Source organism: Nakamurella sp. A5-74 (assembly GCF_040438885.1).
Lineage (GTDB): Bacteria > Actinomycetota > Actinomycetes > Mycobacteriales > Nakamurellaceae > Nakamurella.
This window is the reverse complement of record NZ_CP159218.1, coordinates 1,390,800-1,404,666: the sequence shown is the minus strand read 5'-3', so window position 1 is coordinate 1,404,666 and position 13,867 is coordinate 1,390,800. Positions and strand designations below refer to the sequence as shown.

The following is a 13,867-nucleotide window of genomic DNA, read 5'->3' as shown; positions in this document are numbered from 1 at the left end:
CGTCAGCGGGTCGCGAGGCCCAGCCCGGACACGATCCGGTCGGTCACCTCGTCGACTCCGCCGACCCCGTCGATGGGCACCACGATCTCGCCGTAGTGCTCCACCAGTGGTTCGGTCTCCGCGTGGTACAGATCGAGCCGACGCTGGATCGCCTCGACGGTGTCGTCCTGGCGACCACGCGCGGTCATCCGCTCGATCAGCACCTCGTCGGGTGCCGTCAGCAGGATGACCTTCTCCAGCGCGGTGCCGCGCTCCTGCAGCAACCCGGCCAACCAGGTCGCCTGCGGCAGGTTGCGCGGGAAGCCGTCGAGCAGGAAGCCGGGTTCGGTGTCGGGCTGGGCCAGTCGATCGGCCAGCATCGACTGGGTGACCTCATCCGGTACCAGGTTGCCGGCGTTCATGTACTGCTGCGCCAGCGTGCCGAGGTCGGTGCCGCGTCCGATGTTGTCGCGGAACAGGTCGCCGGTCGAGATGTGCGGGATGCCGAGTTCCGCAGCGAGCCGCTCCGCCTGGGTGCCTTTGCCCGCACCCTGGGGCCCGATGATCAGCAGCCTCACTTCAGGAAGCCCTCGTAGTTCCGCTGCATCAGCTGCGACTCGATCTGCTTCACGGTGTCGAGCCCGACACCGACCATGATGAGCACTGCTGTACCGCCGAACGGGAAGTTCTGGTTGTTGCCCTGGTCGGTCAGCTCGAGGAACAGGTTGGGCAGGATCGCCACGATGCCGAGGTAGATCGAGCCGGGGAAGGTGATCCGGCTGAGCACGAACTGCAGGTACTCCGCCGTGGGGCGTCCAGGACGGATGCCGGGGATGAAGCCGCCGTACTTCTTCAGGTCGTCGGCCCGCTCGGTGGGGTTGAACGTGATCCCGACATAGAAGTAGGTGAAGAAGATGATCATCGCGAAGTACAGCAGGATGTGCACCCAGCTGCTCGGGCTGATGACGTAGAAACTCACCCACTGCTTCCAGCCGCCACCGGTGGCCTGGTTGGTCTGCGGGTCGTAGGTGACGCCCATCAGGTTGATCAGCAGGGTGGGGATGTAGAGCAGCGAGGTCGCGAAGATGACGGGGATGACGCCGGCCTGGTTGACCTTCAGTGGCAGGTACGTCGAGGTGCCGCCGTACATCTTCCGACCGACCATCCGCTTCGCGTACTGCACCGGGATGCGCCGCTGCGCCTGCTCGACGTAGACGACCACCGCAATGATGCCCAGCGCGATCACACAGACCACGCCGAAGACGAGACCGCCCTGGTTGGCCAGGATGTTCTGGCCCTCGGCCGGGATGCGCGCGGCGATCGAGGTGAAGATGAGGATCGACATGCCGTTGCCGATGCCGCGATCGGTGATCAGCTCGCCCATCCACATGATCATCGCGGTGCCGGCCGTCATCGTCAGCACCATCACGATGAGGGTGAACGAGCCGCCGTTGATGATCTCGTCCGCACGGTCGCAGCCGTTGAACAGGCTGCCGTTGCGGGCCAGGGCGATGTAGGCGGTCGACTGCAGGATGCCCAGACCGATGGTCAGGTACCGGGTGTACTGCGTCAGCTTGGCCTGGCCGGGCTGGCCCTGCTTCTTGAGCTCCTCGAACCGCGGGATCACCACGCCCAGCAGCTGGACGATGATCGACGCGGTGATGTACGGCATGATGCCGAGCGCGAAGACCGAGAGCTGCAGCAGCGCCCCACCGGAGAACAGGTTGAGCAGCGTGAAGACGTCGTTGGTCTTGTTGTCCAGGATCCCGCGGCAGTAGTCCACCGCCGTGAAGTCGACACCGGGCGCCGGGATGGTGGCGCCCAGACGATAGATCGCGACCAGGCCCAGCGTGAAGAGGATCTTCTTCCGAAGATCGGGCGTCTTCAGCGCCGAGACGAATGCCTTGAGCAACGTTCCTCCTGGTCGAGCTGCCGCACTGCGGGCACCATCCTCCCGGCCGTGCGGCCGGGCGATGATGGCGAGTCGGCAAGGATTGCCTGACGTGGACGGCGGATGGCGCCCCCTGGGCGTACCACTGTCGAGTGAGCCTAACGCACACGCTCCGCCGGGACCGTGCAACCGAGGTCGCCGGCCTGGCGGAGCGTGTGGATGCGGGTCCGGAAGAACATCTGGACCTGCGAAAACAGCCGCTGCCGAGTACTTCCGGCAGTACTTACAGGGTGGTGGCAGTTCCGCCGGCAGCGGACAGCTTCTCCGCCGCGGAGGCGGAGAAGGCGTGCGCGGTGATGTTCAGCGTGACGCCGGCGAGGTCGCCGTCGCCGAGCACCTTGACCAGCTGGTTGTCGCGAACGGCACCGGCTGCCACGAGCTCGTCGACACCGAACGTGCCGCCCTGCGGGAAGAGCTTCGCGAGCTGGCCCAGGTTCACGACCTGGTAGCTGACCCGGAAACGGTTCTTGAAGCCCTTGAGCTTCGGCAGCCGCATGTGCAGCGGCAGCTGGCCACCCTCGAACCCGGCACGCACGTTCTTGCGAGCACCGGTGCCCTTGGTACCGCGGCCGGCGGTCTTGCCCTTGGAACCCTCACCACGGCCGACCCGGGTCTTGGCGGTCTTGGCTCCGGGAGCAGGGCGCAGGTGATGCACCTTGATCGTCATGGTCAGTCCTTCACTTCTTCGACCGTCACCAGGTGCGGTGCGGTCTTGAGGTAACCCCGGACGATCGGCGAGTCCTCGACGACCACACTGTGGTGCAGTCGCTTGAGGCCCAACGAGCGGACGGATTCACGGGCATTGGGCTTGGCGCCGATCGTCGACTTGGTCAGCGTCACCTTGATCTGGGGCATGTCAGACTCCTTGGCCGGCGCGAGCCCGCAGCATGGCTGCCGGCGCGACGTCCTCGATCGGGAGACCACGGCGGGCCGCGACCTCTTCCGGCCGCTGCAGCATCTTCAGCGCAGCGACGGTGGCGTGCACGATGTTGATCGGGTTGTCCGAACCGAGCGACTTGCTCAGGATGTCGTGGATGCCGGCGGCTTCCAGGACGGCGCGGACGGGACCACCGGCGATCACACCGGTACCGGGGCTGGCCGGACGCAGCAGGACGACGCCGGCTGCAGCCTCTCCCTGGACACGGTGCGGAATCGTGCCGGCGATCCGGGGAACCCGGAACATGGATTTCTTGGCTTCCTCGACACCCTTGGAGATGGCGGCGGGGATCTCCTTGGCCTTGCCGTAGCCGACGCCGACCTGTCCGTCGCCGTCGCCGACGACCACCAGAGCGGTGAAGGAGAAGCGGCGTCCACCCTGGACGACCTTGGAGACGCGGTTCGTCACGACGATCCGCTCGATGAAGGGGCTCTTCTCCGGCGGGGCATCACGACGGTTGTCGCGGCCACCGCGACGGTTGTCGCGACGATCCGACGAACCGCCGGCGGCAGCGGCGTCGGTGGTGCCGCCGCGAGCGTCGCGACGTGCGGGTCCGGGCATCAGATGTCCCTCTCGATGTCAGTGGCAGAAATGCTGTGCACGGTCATCTCAGAACTCCAGCCCGGCGCCACGGGCGCCATCAGCCAGAGCCGCGATGCGGCCGTGGTACTTGTCGCCGGAGCGGTCGAACACGACCGCGTCGACACCGGCAGCCTTGGCGCGCTCGGCGATCAGCTCGCCGACCTTGCGGGCCTTGGCCGTCTTGTCGCCGTCGTGGCCGCGCAGGTCGGCCTCGAGGGTCGACGCCGCAGCCAGGGTACGGCCGAGCGTATCGTCCACCACCTGCACGCCGATGTGGCGCGCAGAGCGGGTGACGACCAGGCGCGGCCGTGCGGCGCTGCCGACGACCTTCTTGCGCAGTCGGAAATGCCGTCGCGTACGGGACTGGGCCCGCTGCTGGGAGATGTTCTTCGTCATGGTCACTTACCCGTCTTTCCGACCTTGCGGCGGATCTGCTCGCCCGAGTACCGGACGCCCTTGCCCTTGTACGGATCAGGGCGACGCAGCTTGCGGATGTTTGCGGCGACCTCTCCGACCAGCTGCTTGTCGATGCCCTCGACGCGGAACTTGATCGGGGACTCGACGACGAAAGAGATCCCGGCCGGAGCGGGGACCGGCACCGGGTGCGAGTAACCGAGGGCGAACTCGAGGTCGCTGCCCCTGGCCTGCACGCGGTAGCCGACGCCGACGATCTCGAGGGTCTTGGAGTACCCCTCGGTGACGCCGACGACCATGTTGTTGACGAGGCTGCGGGTCAGGCCGTGGCGGGCCCGCGCTTCACGCTCGTCGTTGGGACGGGTCACCAGGACCACGCCGTCCTCGTTCGCCACCTGGATCGGCTCGACAACGGTGTGCTCGAGGGTGCCCTTGGGCCCCTTGACCGTGACGCGCGAGCCGTGGATGGTCACGTCGACCCCGGTGGGTACCGAGATCGGCTGTTTTCCGATTCGCGACATTTTCTTCGATGCCTTTCTTCGTCTTACCCGTTACCAGACGTAGGCGAGGACTTCCCCGCCCACCTTCTGTCGGGCAGCCTGACGGTCGGTCAGCAGGCCGGTGGAGGTGGAGATGATGGCGATACCCAGGCCACCGAGGACCTTGGGCAGCTCGGTCGACTTCGCGTAGATACGCAGACCGGGCTTGCTGACGCGCGTGACGCCCGCGATGGAGCGCTCGCGGCTGGGGCCGTACTTGAGGTCGATCACCAGGGACTTGCCCACGGTGGCGTCGACGGTGGTCCAGGAGGCGATGTAGCCCTCCTTGACGAGGATGTCGGCGATGTTCCCCTTGAGCTTGGAGAACGGCATCGCCACCTGCTCGTGGAAGGCGGAGTTCGCGTTCCGGATGCGGGTCAGGAAGTCCGCGATCGGATCGGTCATCGTCATGTCGTGTGGTGCCTTTCTCGGCCGGTTCCCTGACATCGCTCCGCGAGGGCATCGGAAAGAGCAAGCTCTTGCCGTCCTTCGCAGGTCACTGTGCGGGCCTGGCCGAATAGTGGAAGAAGCGAGTTACCAGGAGGACTTGGTGACGCCCGGCAGTTCGCCGTTGTGCGCCATCTCGCGCAGGCAGATCCGGCACAGGCCGAACTTGCGGTACACCGAGTGCGGCCGGCCGCAGCGGTTGCAGCGGGTGTAGCCGCGCACCGCGAACTTCGGCTTGCGCTTGGCCTTGTTGATCAGAGCAGTCTTCGCCATGGGATCAGTTCTCCTTGAAGGGGAAGCCCAGGTGCCGCAGGAGCGCCCGACCCTCGTCGTCGTTGTTGGCCGTGGTCACGACGGTGATGTCCATACCGCGCGGACGATCGATCCGGTCGATGTCGATCTCGTGGAACATCGACTGCTCGTTGAGACCGAAGGTGTAGTTGCCGTTGCCGTCGAACTGACGGTCGGACAGGCCGCGGAAGTCGCGGATACGGGGCAGCGCGATCGACACCAGCCGATCGAGGAACTCCCACATCCGGTCGTTGCGCAGGGTGACCTTGGCGCCGATCGGCATGCCCTCGCGCAGCTTGAACTGGGCGATCGACTTGCGGGCCTTCTTGACCTCGGGCTTCTGGCCGGTGATCGTCGCGAGGTCGCGCACGGCGCCCTCGATCAGCTTCGCGTCGCGGGCTGCCTCGCCGACACCCATGTTGACGACGACCTTGACCAGGCCGGGGATCAGCATGACGTTGGAGAAGGAGAACTCGCTCTGCAGCGCAGGCTTGATCTCGTCCAGGTAGCGGGTCTTGAGCCGGGGGACGACCCGGTCCTCGGTTGCACTGGTCATCAGATGTCCTTGCCGGAACGACGCGACACGCGGACGCGGCGTCCTTCGGAGTCGGTGCGCTTACCGATGCGCGTCGGCTTGTTGTCGCCGTCGACCACCATCACGTTGGAGGCCTGGATCGCGGCTTCCTGGGTGACGATGCCGCCGGACTTGGCACCACGCTCGGTCGTGGAGACCTTGGTGTGCTTCTTGATCCGGTTGACACCCTCGACGAGGACCTTGCCGGTCTCGGGGTAGGCCTGGATGACCTTGCCCTTCGCACCCTTGTCCTTGCCGGCGATGATGAGGACGGTGTCGCCCTTGCGTACCTTCATGCTCATCGTCACAACACCTCGTTCGCGAGAGAGATGATCTTCATGTAGCGGGCGTCGCGCAGCTCGCGGCCGACCGGCCCGAAGATGCGGGTCCCGCGGGGATCGCCGTCACCCTTGATGAGCACGGCGGCGTTCTCGTCGAACTTGATGTAGCTGCCGTCCGGACGACGCTTCTCCTTGACGGTGCGGACGATGACGGCGGTGACGACGTCGCCCTTCTTGACGGCGGCACCGGGCTGCGCGTCCTTGACGGTGGCGATGATCTTGTCGCCGATGCCCGCGTAGCGGCGGCCGGAGCCGCCCAGTACGCGGATGCACAGGAGCTCCTTGGCGCCGCTGTTGTCGGCAACCCGGAGACGCGACTCTTGCTGAATCACAGCAGTCGTTCCTCATTCGATCCTGCGGCGCCCGAGGGCGCCGACGGTGTGTGGTTCCGTAGCCGTATCCCTGTCCCTGGGATGGACACTGGTACACACCGCCGAACACACGCGAAAAGACAAGAGGAAGTACGGGAAGCTCGATCGCTGGGCGATCGGACCCGCCTTTTCACTCTTGCCTGTTGGCCTGGGCCAGGATGAACCGGTCCCGCGCGAGCGCGGGAGTTCACATCAGGGACGAGAAGGAAGAACGGAGCCTCGGCAGGATTTCCGACCCCACCGAGCCAATCAGCAGCTGCTGCCTGCCGTCGTGCTCTCGCACAGACCTGCGCACACAGCTACCTGGTCCGAAGACTACCCGTCATCCCCCGGCCGCCCAAATCGGGGAGCACCCACCAGCTCCCGCTCGCTGAGGAACTCCCGGTCCGCTCCGGTGATCGGGTCGCGGAAGGCGAGTCGCTGGGCGAGCAGTTGCAGCGGCGCGGAGAAGTCGTCGGGAGCCACCTCGAGCAGTTCGGGATACAGCGCGTCCCCGACGATCGGGATGCCCAGCGACGCGAGGTGCACCCGCAACTGGTGGGTGCGGCCGGTGGTGGGTTCGAGCCGGTAGAGCGCCTGCGCACCCTGGCGGTCCAGCAGCTCGATCCGGGTGACGGCATTGGGCTCGGCGCCCTGCACCTCGTACGCCTGGATCGTGCCGCGGTCCTTGGCGATGTGGCTGCGCACCTCGCGCGGCAGCTCCAGGTCGTCCCGGAAGCCGGCGATCGCGTGATAGTTCTTGCGCGCCAACCGATCGCGGAAGATGTTCTGATATGGCCCACGCCACTGCTGCTCGGTGGTCAGCAGCAGCACCCCCGCGGTGGCGCGGTCCAGGCGGTGCACCGGCGACAGCTCGGGAAGGTCGAGCTCACGACGGAGCCGCACGACGACGGTCTGGCGGATGTGCTGACCGCGCGGGATGGTGGCCAGGAAGTGCGGCTTGTCCACCACCACGATCCGCTCGTCCCGGTACAGCACCGGAATGTCGAACGGGACGTCCACCTCGACCGGCAGCTCCCGGTGGAACCAGATGCGCTGCTCTGGCACGAATGCGGTGTCCTGCGTGAGCGGCCGACCGTCGTCGTCGACGTACTCCCCCGCGGCCAGCGCCGCATCGACGTCCTCGTCCGGTACCCGGGTCAGCTTCCAGTGCAGCCATTCCCGCACGGTGGCCCAGTGACCCTGCTGCGGCGTGCGGATCCGAGCAGCGTCCAACCCGAACCGGGGTGGCAGCGGGGATCGTGAGGGCACCGCCAGAGTCTAGGAGCGGCGGCCGCGCAGCACCGCTGCCGCGTAGCGGTCGAGCACGATCTCGGCCAGCAACGGGTGCGGCGCCAGCGGCCGGGTCACGACGGCGGCTCCCGCTGCCCGGACGCGGCCGTGGAAGTGCCCCGGCGCCAACAGGTAGCTGGCCGCGGCAGCGAGAGGTCCTGCAGCGTCGACGGCCTCGTCGACGGTCGGGGGGGCCATTGCGCCGTACCCGACGCTGACCGGGCCCGATCTCTGCTGCGCGAGCGCGGCTGCGACCGCCTCGACGTCCCGTCCGGCGCGCGGATCGGACGATCCGGCGGCCGCGATCACCACCGCCCTCGCTTCGTCGACACCGGCCTCCTTGATGCGTTCGAGCAGGATCTGGACGAGCCGCGGGTCGGGGCCGAGCGGCCGGGAGGCCACGGCACGCATCCCGGTGCCACCAACCGCCGCGGCGATGTCGACGTGGACGTGGAAGCCACCCGACAGCAGCAACGGCACCACCACGGCGCCGGCGGCCGCCGTGTGCAGGACGCTCGCAACGACCTCGCCGATCTGCGGGTGCTGCACGTCGACGAAGGACTCGACGACGTCGATCTCAGCGCACCCCAGCGTCGCCGCGGCGAGCCTCACCTGCTGCAACAGAGCGCGGATCGCGGCCCGTCCCTCGGGATCAGCGGTCCCGTGCGAGCAGCCGATGAGCACGGGCAACGGTCCGCGCGTGCGACCGAGCCGGAAACGGCCGTCCAGCTCTGCACCGCCCGGCTGCGCCCCGGCCGGTGCGCGCGCGTCGACCCGGCTGACGCCCGCCGTCATTCCGCCAGCACCAGTCGATAGCCCCGTTTGACCACCGTCCGCACCAGCCCACGCTCGCCTGCGGCCTCACGGAGCCGAGCGATGGCCACTTCGGCGGCGTGCGGGTCCTGCGAGTCACCGGGCAGCGCCTGCAGGATGTCGGCCCGCGGCACCACGTCCCCCTGCGCCTGGGCCAGCAACCTGAGTACCAGCAGACCGCTCGGTGACAGCGCCAGGACCCGCCCGTCGAGCACGGCCATCCTGGCTCGCAGCTGCAGCGCACCCGCTGCGGTCCGCAGGGCGACGGCGCCCGCCTGTTCGTAGTGCGCGATCATCACCCTGACCAGCGCACCGAGCCGGCTCCGCTCGGGCTGCAGCGGGTCGATACCGCGGCGCTGCAACGGTTTCGCCGTCACCGGTCCGACCGCGGCGGTCACCAGCAGACCACGCTGGGCCCGGTCGACGAGTAGGTCCGCCACCCCGGCACACTCCGCGGCCGACAGCCACGCCTCCGCCCCGGGGGCGGAGGTGAACACGACGGCGTCGATCCGACCGTCCGCCGCGTCCAGGACCGACTCCTGCAGCAACGCGGGATCGGGCGGTGGGCCCCACCGGTAGACCTCCAGTGCCATCACCTCGGCGCCGGCGGCCCGGAACACCTCGTCCAACCCGTCCGCGCCGGCACCGTGGTGCTGCAGTGCGATCCTGCTGCCGTCGACGCCCTCCGACAGCAACACCTCGGCGACCTCGGCGGACGTCTCGGACTCGGCCACCCAGTCGGCATGCAGACCCGCGGCCTGCAGCGCACCGCGGGCCTTCGGTCCGCGCGCGATGAGCCGGACTCCGCCGAGCGCGACGATGAGGCGTTCCGCGAGCCCGTGGACGTCGGCCGCCTCCACCCAGGCGCGGAAGCCGATACCGGTCGAGACCACCAGGACGTCGGGCGGCGCGGCGATCAGCTCCCGGGTGCGCGCGATCAGGGCCTCGTCGTCGGGCGACGGGATCATCGTCAGCGCAGGCGCATGACGGATGTTCGCCCCGCGCCTGGACAGCGCAGCAGCCAGCTCGGACGCCCGCCGCTCCCCCGTGAGCAGGACGGTGCAGCCGGCCATCACCTGGCCGAGTGCGGCGCCGAGCTCGCTCACCCGGCCGCCGTTTCCGGTGACGGACCGAGCACGTCCGGCGCGGCGACCGCACCGATGACGATGACCGCCGGGGCAGCGATCGCCCGCTGTCGCGCGATCGCCCGGATGGTGCCCAGGGTGCCGCGGACGATCCGCTGCTGCGGTGTCGACCCGTTCTCCACCACCGCGATCGGGGTGTCGGCGGGCGCACCGGCAGCGGCCGCCTGCTCGGCGATCAGACCCAGCGCGGACACTCCCATCAGCACGACCAACACCGATCCCGGCAGGCCGACGACGGCCGTGGCCGCCGGGTCGAGGCCGCCGTGTCCGGTCGTGACGTGGAACGAGGTCGACAGACCCCGCTGGGTGATCGGGATGCCGGCCAGTGCCGGAGCAGCGAGCGCGCTGCTGATCCCGGGGACCACCGAGACCTCGACCCCGGCCTCCCGGCACGCGATGACCTCCTCGCCGCCGCGGCCGAAGACGAACGGGTCACCGCCCTTCAGCCGCACCACCACCCGACCGCGTCGGGCGTGTTCGACGAGGATCTCGTTGATCCGCTGCTGCGGGACCGGATGGTGGTCCGGGGCCTTCCCCACGTCGATCACCTCGACCCCAGGACGCAGTCGCTGCACCAGCGAGGACGGCCCGAGTCGGTCGGTGACCACCACATCGGCCTCGGCAAGGGCACGGCGACCGCGCACCGTCATCAGGTCCTCGGCCCCGGGACCGCCGCCGACCAGCACCACCCGACCGGCTCCCGGACGATGACGTCGCAGGTCGAGTTCGCCCTCGGCGAGCAGGTCGGCGATCCGGTCGCGCAGCACGGTGGCCCGACGCGGATCGGCGTGCGAGGAACCTGCCGTGTCGCCGCCCGACACCACCCCGATGACCACCTCCCCCGACCGGGTGACGGCAGGCGTCCTGGCCGTACCGCGGTCAGCCGCTCCACCATTGGTGCAGAACACCCGGCGCTCGGTCGCCCAGCCGGCCAGCTGCAGGTTGGTCGCCGGGTCACCGGTGGCGCCGTGCACCAACCAGACGTCATCCACATCGGACTCGGCGACCTCGCGGTGGTGCAACTGCACGGCGTCGGGATGTTCCGCATGCAGGTCGAGGATGTCCTCACACATCCACGGCGAGACCACCCTGACCAGTGCCCCGGCCCGGACCATCGCCGTGACGCGCCTGGCCGCCACCGGTCCACCGCCGGTGACGAGCACCGGGCGTCCGCGCAGGTCGATGCCGAGCAGGGTGGTCACGTCAGGACCACCACCTGGTCGTCCGCCGGCAGACCGCTCGCCGCAGGACCGCTCGCCTCAGGACCGCTCACCGCAGGACCGCTCACCGCGGGACCGACGTGCACGGCGCCGTGCCGCACCTGCACCGCATGGACGACGAGGTTCCCGTCGTCACCCGGCACCGGCTCCCGGCCGGCCCGGTCCAGACACCGACCCGTCCGTAACGAGAAGACCTGCTTGTACATCGGCGAGGCCACCGTCGGTTCCCCCTGCCGACTGCCGACGATGCCGCGGGCCAGCACGTTCGCTCCGCTGAACGGGTCGCGGTGCTGGACGGCATGGACGTTCCCGTCCGCCAGCCGGAAGAGGGCGATCTGGATACCGTCGACGAGCGCCGCCGCTCCGCGTTCCATGGTCAGGGCGTCCACCGGACACACTCGCACCCAGCTGCCGGCGGCGGTCATCGGCGCATCGCCAGATCGACGCCGGCAATGAGCACCGGTCCCCCGGATCGGCGCTCGTCCGGGGTGGCCGGCCGTACCTGGCCACGGGTCGGCAGGTACTGCAGGTCGGGGTCGGCCTCGTCGGGTGCGTTGACGAACGAGGAGAAGCGCCGCAGCTGGTCCGGATCGGCGAGCACCGCAGCCCACTCGTCGGCGTAGGACTCCACGTGTCCGAGCATCGCGGCGTCCAGGTCGGCGCAGATCCCGAGCGAATCCTCCAGCACGACGGAACGCACGGCGTCCATGCCGCCGTCGACCTCCTGGATCCAGTGGGCCGTGCGCTGCAGGCGATCTGCCGTCCTGATGTAGTACTGCAGGAACCGGTCGATGGTGCGGATCAGGGCTTCGTCGTCGAGATCCTCGGCGAACAGCTGCGCATGACGTGGGGTGAATCCGCCGTTGCCGCCGACGTAGAGATTCCAGCCACGGTCGGTGGCGATCACCCCGACGTCCTTGCCTCTGGCTTCCGCACACTCCCGGGCGCACCCGGACACGCCCATCTTGAGCTTGTGCGGCGATCGCAGCCCGCGGTAGCGCAGCTCCAACCTGACTGCCATCTCCACGGAGTCCTGCACGCCGTAGCGGCACCACGTCGATCCCACGCACGATTTCACCGTCCGCAGCGACTTGCCGTAGGCATGGCCGGACTCGAAACCGGCGTCCACCAACCGTTTCCAGATCAACGGCAGCTGCTCGATGCGCGCTCCGAACATGTCGATCCGCTGGCCACCGGTGATCTTCGTGTAGAGCCCGAAGTCCCTGGCCACCTCACCGATCACGATCAGCCCCTCGGGTGTCACCTCCCCGCCGGCGATCCGCGGGACCACCGAGTAGCTGCCGTCCTTCTGCAGGTTCGCCATCACGTGGTCGTTGGTGTCCTGCAGGGTCGCCTGCTCGCCGTCGAGGATGTGGCCGCCCAACTGCGACGCCAGGACGGAGGCGATCACCGGCTTGCAGATGTCGCACCCGCGACCAGGATCCAGACCCTCGCCGGTCCGCACCCCGAACCGGTCGATGATGGCGCTGAACGTGCGCAGACCGGCGACCCGCACCATGTCGAAGAGCTGCGCCCGCGACACCGCGAAGTGCTCGCACAGGGCCGTCGACATCGAGACACCGGATTTCTCCAGCTCGGCACCGACCAGCTTCTTGACCAGCGGCAGGCACGACCCACAGCTGGTGCCCGCCCTGGTGCACGTCTTGACGGCGGCCAGATCGCTGCAGCCGCCGTCGGTGACGGCGCTCCGGACGGCGCCGGCGGAGACGTTGTTGCAGGAGCAGACCGCGATGTCGTCCGGCAGCTCACCCGATACCGACGCGCCGGCGCCCGCCGGCGACAGGTAGGTCGCCGGATCGCCGGGCAACGCCCGACCGAGCATCGGCCGCAGCGAGGCGTAGGCGGATGCGTCGCCGACCAGCACGCCGCCGAGCAACGTCCGCGCATCGTCGGACATCACCAACTTCTGGTACACCCCAGCGACCGGATCGGCCCAGACCACCTCCAGCGCACCGGGTGTCGTTCCCAGCGCGTCGCCGAAGCTCGCGACGTCGACGCCGGACAGCTTCAACTTGGCCGCGGTGTCCGCGCCGGGGAACTCGCCGTCACCGCCGAGCAGCCGATCGACGACGATCTCGGCCATCGCATAGCCGGGGGCGATCAGCCCGAGGCACCGGCCGTCGATGGCGGCGACGTCCCCGGCCGCGTAGACAGCGGGATCGGAGGTCACGCAGCCTGCGTCGACGACGATCCCGCCGGTGTCGTGCACCGCCAGGCCGGCGGCCCTGGCCAGCGCATCGGCAGGACGGACGCCGGTGGCCATCACCACCAGCTCGACCGGCAACCGACCGCCGTCGGCGAACTCCACCCGGCCGACCCGACCCGACCTGCCGCGAACCACGCGCGTCGTCCGGGTGCCGACCCGGACGGCGATGCCGGACCGGTTGATGAGTCGCCGCAACGCTTCTCCGCCACCCAGATCGAGCTGGGCGTTCATCAGGTGGCCCGCCGACTGGACGATGGTGACGCCCACACCGAGCCTCGCCAGTGCGCCGGCGGCCTCCAGGCCCAGCAGGCCCCCGCCGATCACGGCACCCTGCACCGCGCGGCCGCCCACCTGCCTGTCGTGCACCCATCCGCGGAGGGCCGCGACGTCGTCGATGGACCGGTAGACGAACACTCCGGGCAGCTCGCTGCCCGGAACCGGCGGCACCACCGCGTCGGCGCCCGTCGCCAGGACGAGCCGGTCGTAGCGGTGCGTGCGACCGAGTGAATCGGTGACCGTCCGTGCTGCCCGGTCGATGTCCACGACGGCGACCGAGCGATGCAGGTGCACCAGCGGGTCGGTCCACAGTGCGCGGTCTCCCAGCGACAGCGCCTCGGGATCGACGGCCTCGAAGTAGGAGGTGAGCGCCACCCGGTCGTAGGGCAGCCGCGGCTCGCGCGCGAACACCGACACCCGCCAGCTGCCGTCGCCGTCGCGGGCGCGCATCGCTTCGACGATGCGGTGGGCGACCATACCGCCACCGA

At 69.1% G+C, this 13,867-nt stretch carries 18 protein-coding genes; all 18 read right to left on the bottom strand.

Annotation, left to right across the window (positions count from 1 at the left end):
* Positions 1 to 2: 2 nt before the first annotated feature.
* On the bottom strand, positions 3 to 557 hold the full coding sequence (locus ABLG96_RS06435; RefSeq protein WP_353650550.1) for an adenylate kinase: 555 nt from the start codon (positions 555 to 557) through the stop codon (positions 3 to 5).
* Positions 554 to 1,891, bottom strand: a complete 1,338-nt coding sequence (gene secY / locus ABLG96_RS06430; RefSeq protein WP_353650549.1) for a preprotein translocase subunit SecY — start codon at positions 1,889 to 1,891, stop codon at positions 554 to 556. Before secY ends, ABLG96_RS06435 begins: the two co-directional genes overlap by 4 nt.
* A 262-nt stretch (positions 1,892 to 2,153) precedes the next feature.
* Positions 2,154 to 2,597 carry a 50S ribosomal protein L15 gene (gene rplO / locus ABLG96_RS06425; protein WP_353650548.1) on the bottom strand — a complete coding sequence of 148 codons (444 nt, stop codon included), beginning with the start codon at positions 2,595 to 2,597 and terminating at the stop codon, positions 2,154 to 2,156.
* A 2-nt stretch (positions 2,598 to 2,599) separates the two neighbouring features.
* A complete protein-coding gene (gene rpmD / locus ABLG96_RS06420; protein ID WP_353650547.1) occupies positions 2,600 to 2,785 on the bottom strand; it encodes a 50S ribosomal protein L30 in 186 nt (61 codons plus the stop codon).
* Position 2,786: 1 nt separating this feature from the next.
* A complete protein-coding gene (gene rpsE, locus ABLG96_RS06415) occupies positions 2,787 to 3,428 on the bottom strand; it encodes a 30S ribosomal protein S5 (RefSeq protein ID WP_353650546.1) in 642 nt (213 codons plus the stop codon).
* Between the two features lie 48 nt (positions 3,429 to 3,476).
* Positions 3,477 to 3,845 carry a 50S ribosomal protein L18 gene (rplR, locus tag ABLG96_RS06410; protein ID WP_353651405.1) on the bottom strand — a complete coding sequence of 123 codons (369 nt, stop codon included), beginning with the start codon at positions 3,843 to 3,845 and terminating at the stop codon, positions 3,477 to 3,479.
* Positions 3,846 to 3,847: 2 nt separating this feature from the next.
* A complete protein-coding gene (gene rplF, locus ABLG96_RS06405; protein WP_353650545.1) occupies positions 3,848 to 4,384 on the bottom strand; it encodes a 50S ribosomal protein L6 in 537 nt (178 codons plus the stop codon).
* A gap of 30 nt (positions 4,385 to 4,414) precedes the next feature.
* Positions 4,415 to 4,813, bottom strand: coding sequence for a 30S ribosomal protein S8 (gene rpsH, locus ABLG96_RS06400; protein ID WP_353650544.1), 399 nt, complete (start codon positions 4,811 to 4,813; stop codon positions 4,415 to 4,417).
* Positions 4,814 to 4,936: 123 nt separating this feature from the next.
* Positions 4,937 to 5,122, bottom strand: a complete 186-nt coding sequence (locus tag ABLG96_RS06395; RefSeq protein WP_353650543.1) for a type Z 30S ribosomal protein S14 — start codon at positions 5,120 to 5,122, stop codon at positions 4,937 to 4,939.
* Between the two features lie 4 nt (positions 5,123 to 5,126).
* Positions 5,127 to 5,696, bottom strand: a complete 570-nt coding sequence (gene rplE / locus ABLG96_RS06390) for a 50S ribosomal protein L5 (protein ID WP_353650542.1) — start codon at positions 5,694 to 5,696, stop codon at positions 5,127 to 5,129.
* The gene (gene rplX / locus ABLG96_RS06385) at positions 5,696 to 6,010 is read right to left on the bottom strand and encodes a 50S ribosomal protein L24 (RefSeq protein ID WP_353651404.1); all 315 of its coding nucleotides are present in this window, start codon (positions 6,008 to 6,010) and stop codon (positions 5,696 to 5,698) included. Before rplX ends, rplE begins: the two co-directional genes overlap by 1 nt.
* An 8-nt stretch (positions 6,011 to 6,018) precedes the next feature.
* Positions 6,019 to 6,387 (bottom strand): 50S ribosomal protein L14, encoded by a 369-nt coding sequence (rplN, locus tag ABLG96_RS06380; RefSeq protein ID WP_353650541.1) that lies wholly within the window; start codon positions 6,385 to 6,387, stop codon positions 6,019 to 6,021.
* A gap of 354 nt (positions 6,388 to 6,741) precedes the next feature.
* Complete coding sequence (locus tag ABLG96_RS06375; protein WP_353650540.1) at positions 6,742 to 7,677, bottom strand: pseudouridine synthase; 936 nt, start codon at positions 7,675 to 7,677, stop codon at positions 6,742 to 6,744.
* A gap of 9 nt (positions 7,678 to 7,686) precedes the next feature.
* Entirely contained in the window at positions 7,687 to 8,493 is an 807-nt protein-coding gene (locus ABLG96_RS06370; protein WP_353650539.1) for a CbiX/SirB N-terminal domain-containing protein, read from the bottom strand.
* Complete coding sequence (locus ABLG96_RS06365; protein ID WP_353651403.1) at positions 8,490 to 9,584, bottom strand: uroporphyrinogen-III synthase; 1,095 nt, start codon at positions 9,582 to 9,584, stop codon at positions 8,490 to 8,492. Before ABLG96_RS06365 ends, ABLG96_RS06370 begins: the two co-directional genes overlap by 4 nt.
* 29 nt (positions 9,585 to 9,613) lie before the next feature.
* Complete coding sequence (gene cobA, locus ABLG96_RS06360; protein ID WP_353650538.1) at positions 9,614 to 10,858, bottom strand: uroporphyrinogen-III C-methyltransferase; 1,245 nt, start codon at positions 10,856 to 10,858, stop codon at positions 9,614 to 9,616.
* Positions 10,855 to 11,301, bottom strand: coding sequence for a nitrite reductase small subunit NirD (nirD, locus tag ABLG96_RS06355; protein ID WP_353650537.1), 447 nt, complete (start codon positions 11,299 to 11,301; stop codon positions 10,855 to 10,857). Before nirD ends, cobA begins: the two co-directional genes overlap by 4 nt.
* On the bottom strand, positions 11,298 to 13,856 hold the full coding sequence (gene nirB, locus ABLG96_RS06350; protein ID WP_353651402.1) for a nitrite reductase large subunit NirB: 2,559 nt from the start codon (positions 13,854 to 13,856) through the stop codon (positions 11,298 to 11,300). Before nirB ends, nirD begins: the two co-directional genes overlap by 4 nt.
* Positions 13,857 to 13,867 lie beyond the last annotated feature (11 nt).

What these genes read in the sequence shown, in the direction of transcription:
- rplO (WP_353650548.1), bottom strand. Translation starts at nt 2,597, where the DNA reads ATGACGATCAAGGTGCATCACCTGCGCCCTGCTCCCGGAGCCAAGACC.
- rpmD (WP_353650547.1), bottom strand. Translation starts at nt 2,785, where the DNA reads ATGCCCCAGATCAAGGTGACGCTGACCAAGTCGACGATCGGCGCCAAG.
- rpsE (WP_353650546.1), bottom strand. Translation starts at nt 3,428, where the DNA reads ATGCCCGGACCCGCACGTCGCGACGCTCGCGGCGGCACCACCGACGCC.
- rplR (WP_353651405.1), bottom strand. Translation starts at nt 3,845, where the DNA reads ATGACGAAGAACATCTCCCAGCAGCGGGCCCAGTCCCGTACGCGACGG.
- rplF (WP_353650545.1), bottom strand. Translation starts at nt 4,384, where the DNA reads ATGTCGCGAATCGGAAAACAGCCGATCTCGGTACCCACCGGGGTCGAC.
- rpsH (WP_353650544.1), bottom strand. Translation starts at nt 4,813, where the DNA reads ATGACGATGACCGATCCGATCGCGGACTTCCTGACCCGCATCCGGAAC.
- ABLG96_RS06395 (WP_353650543.1), bottom strand. Translation starts at nt 5,122, where the DNA reads ATGGCGAAGACTGCTCTGATCAACAAGGCCAAGCGCAAGCCGAAGTTC.
- rplE (WP_353650542.1), bottom strand. Translation starts at nt 5,696, where the DNA reads ATGACCAGTGCAACCGAGGACCGGGTCGTCCCCCGGCTCAAGACCCGC.
- rplX (WP_353651404.1), bottom strand. Translation starts at nt 6,010, where the DNA reads ATGAAGGTACGCAAGGGCGACACCGTCCTCATCATCGCCGGCAAGGAC.
- ABLG96_RS06370 (WP_353650539.1), bottom strand. Translation starts at nt 8,493, where the DNA reads ATGACGGCGGGCGTCAGCCGGGTCGACGCGCGCGCACCGGCCGGGGCG.
- ABLG96_RS06365 (WP_353651403.1), bottom strand. Translation starts at nt 9,584, where the DNA reads ATGGCCGGCTGCACCGTCCTGCTCACGGGGGAGCGGCGGGCGTCCGAG.
- nirD (WP_353650537.1), bottom strand. Translation starts at nt 11,301, where the DNA reads ATGACCGCCGCCGGCAGCTGGGTGCGAGTGTGTCCGGTGGACGCCCTG.
- nirB (WP_353651402.1), bottom strand. Translation starts at nt 13,856, where the DNA reads ATGGTCGCCCACCGCATCGTCGAAGCGATGCGCGCCCGCGACGGCGAC.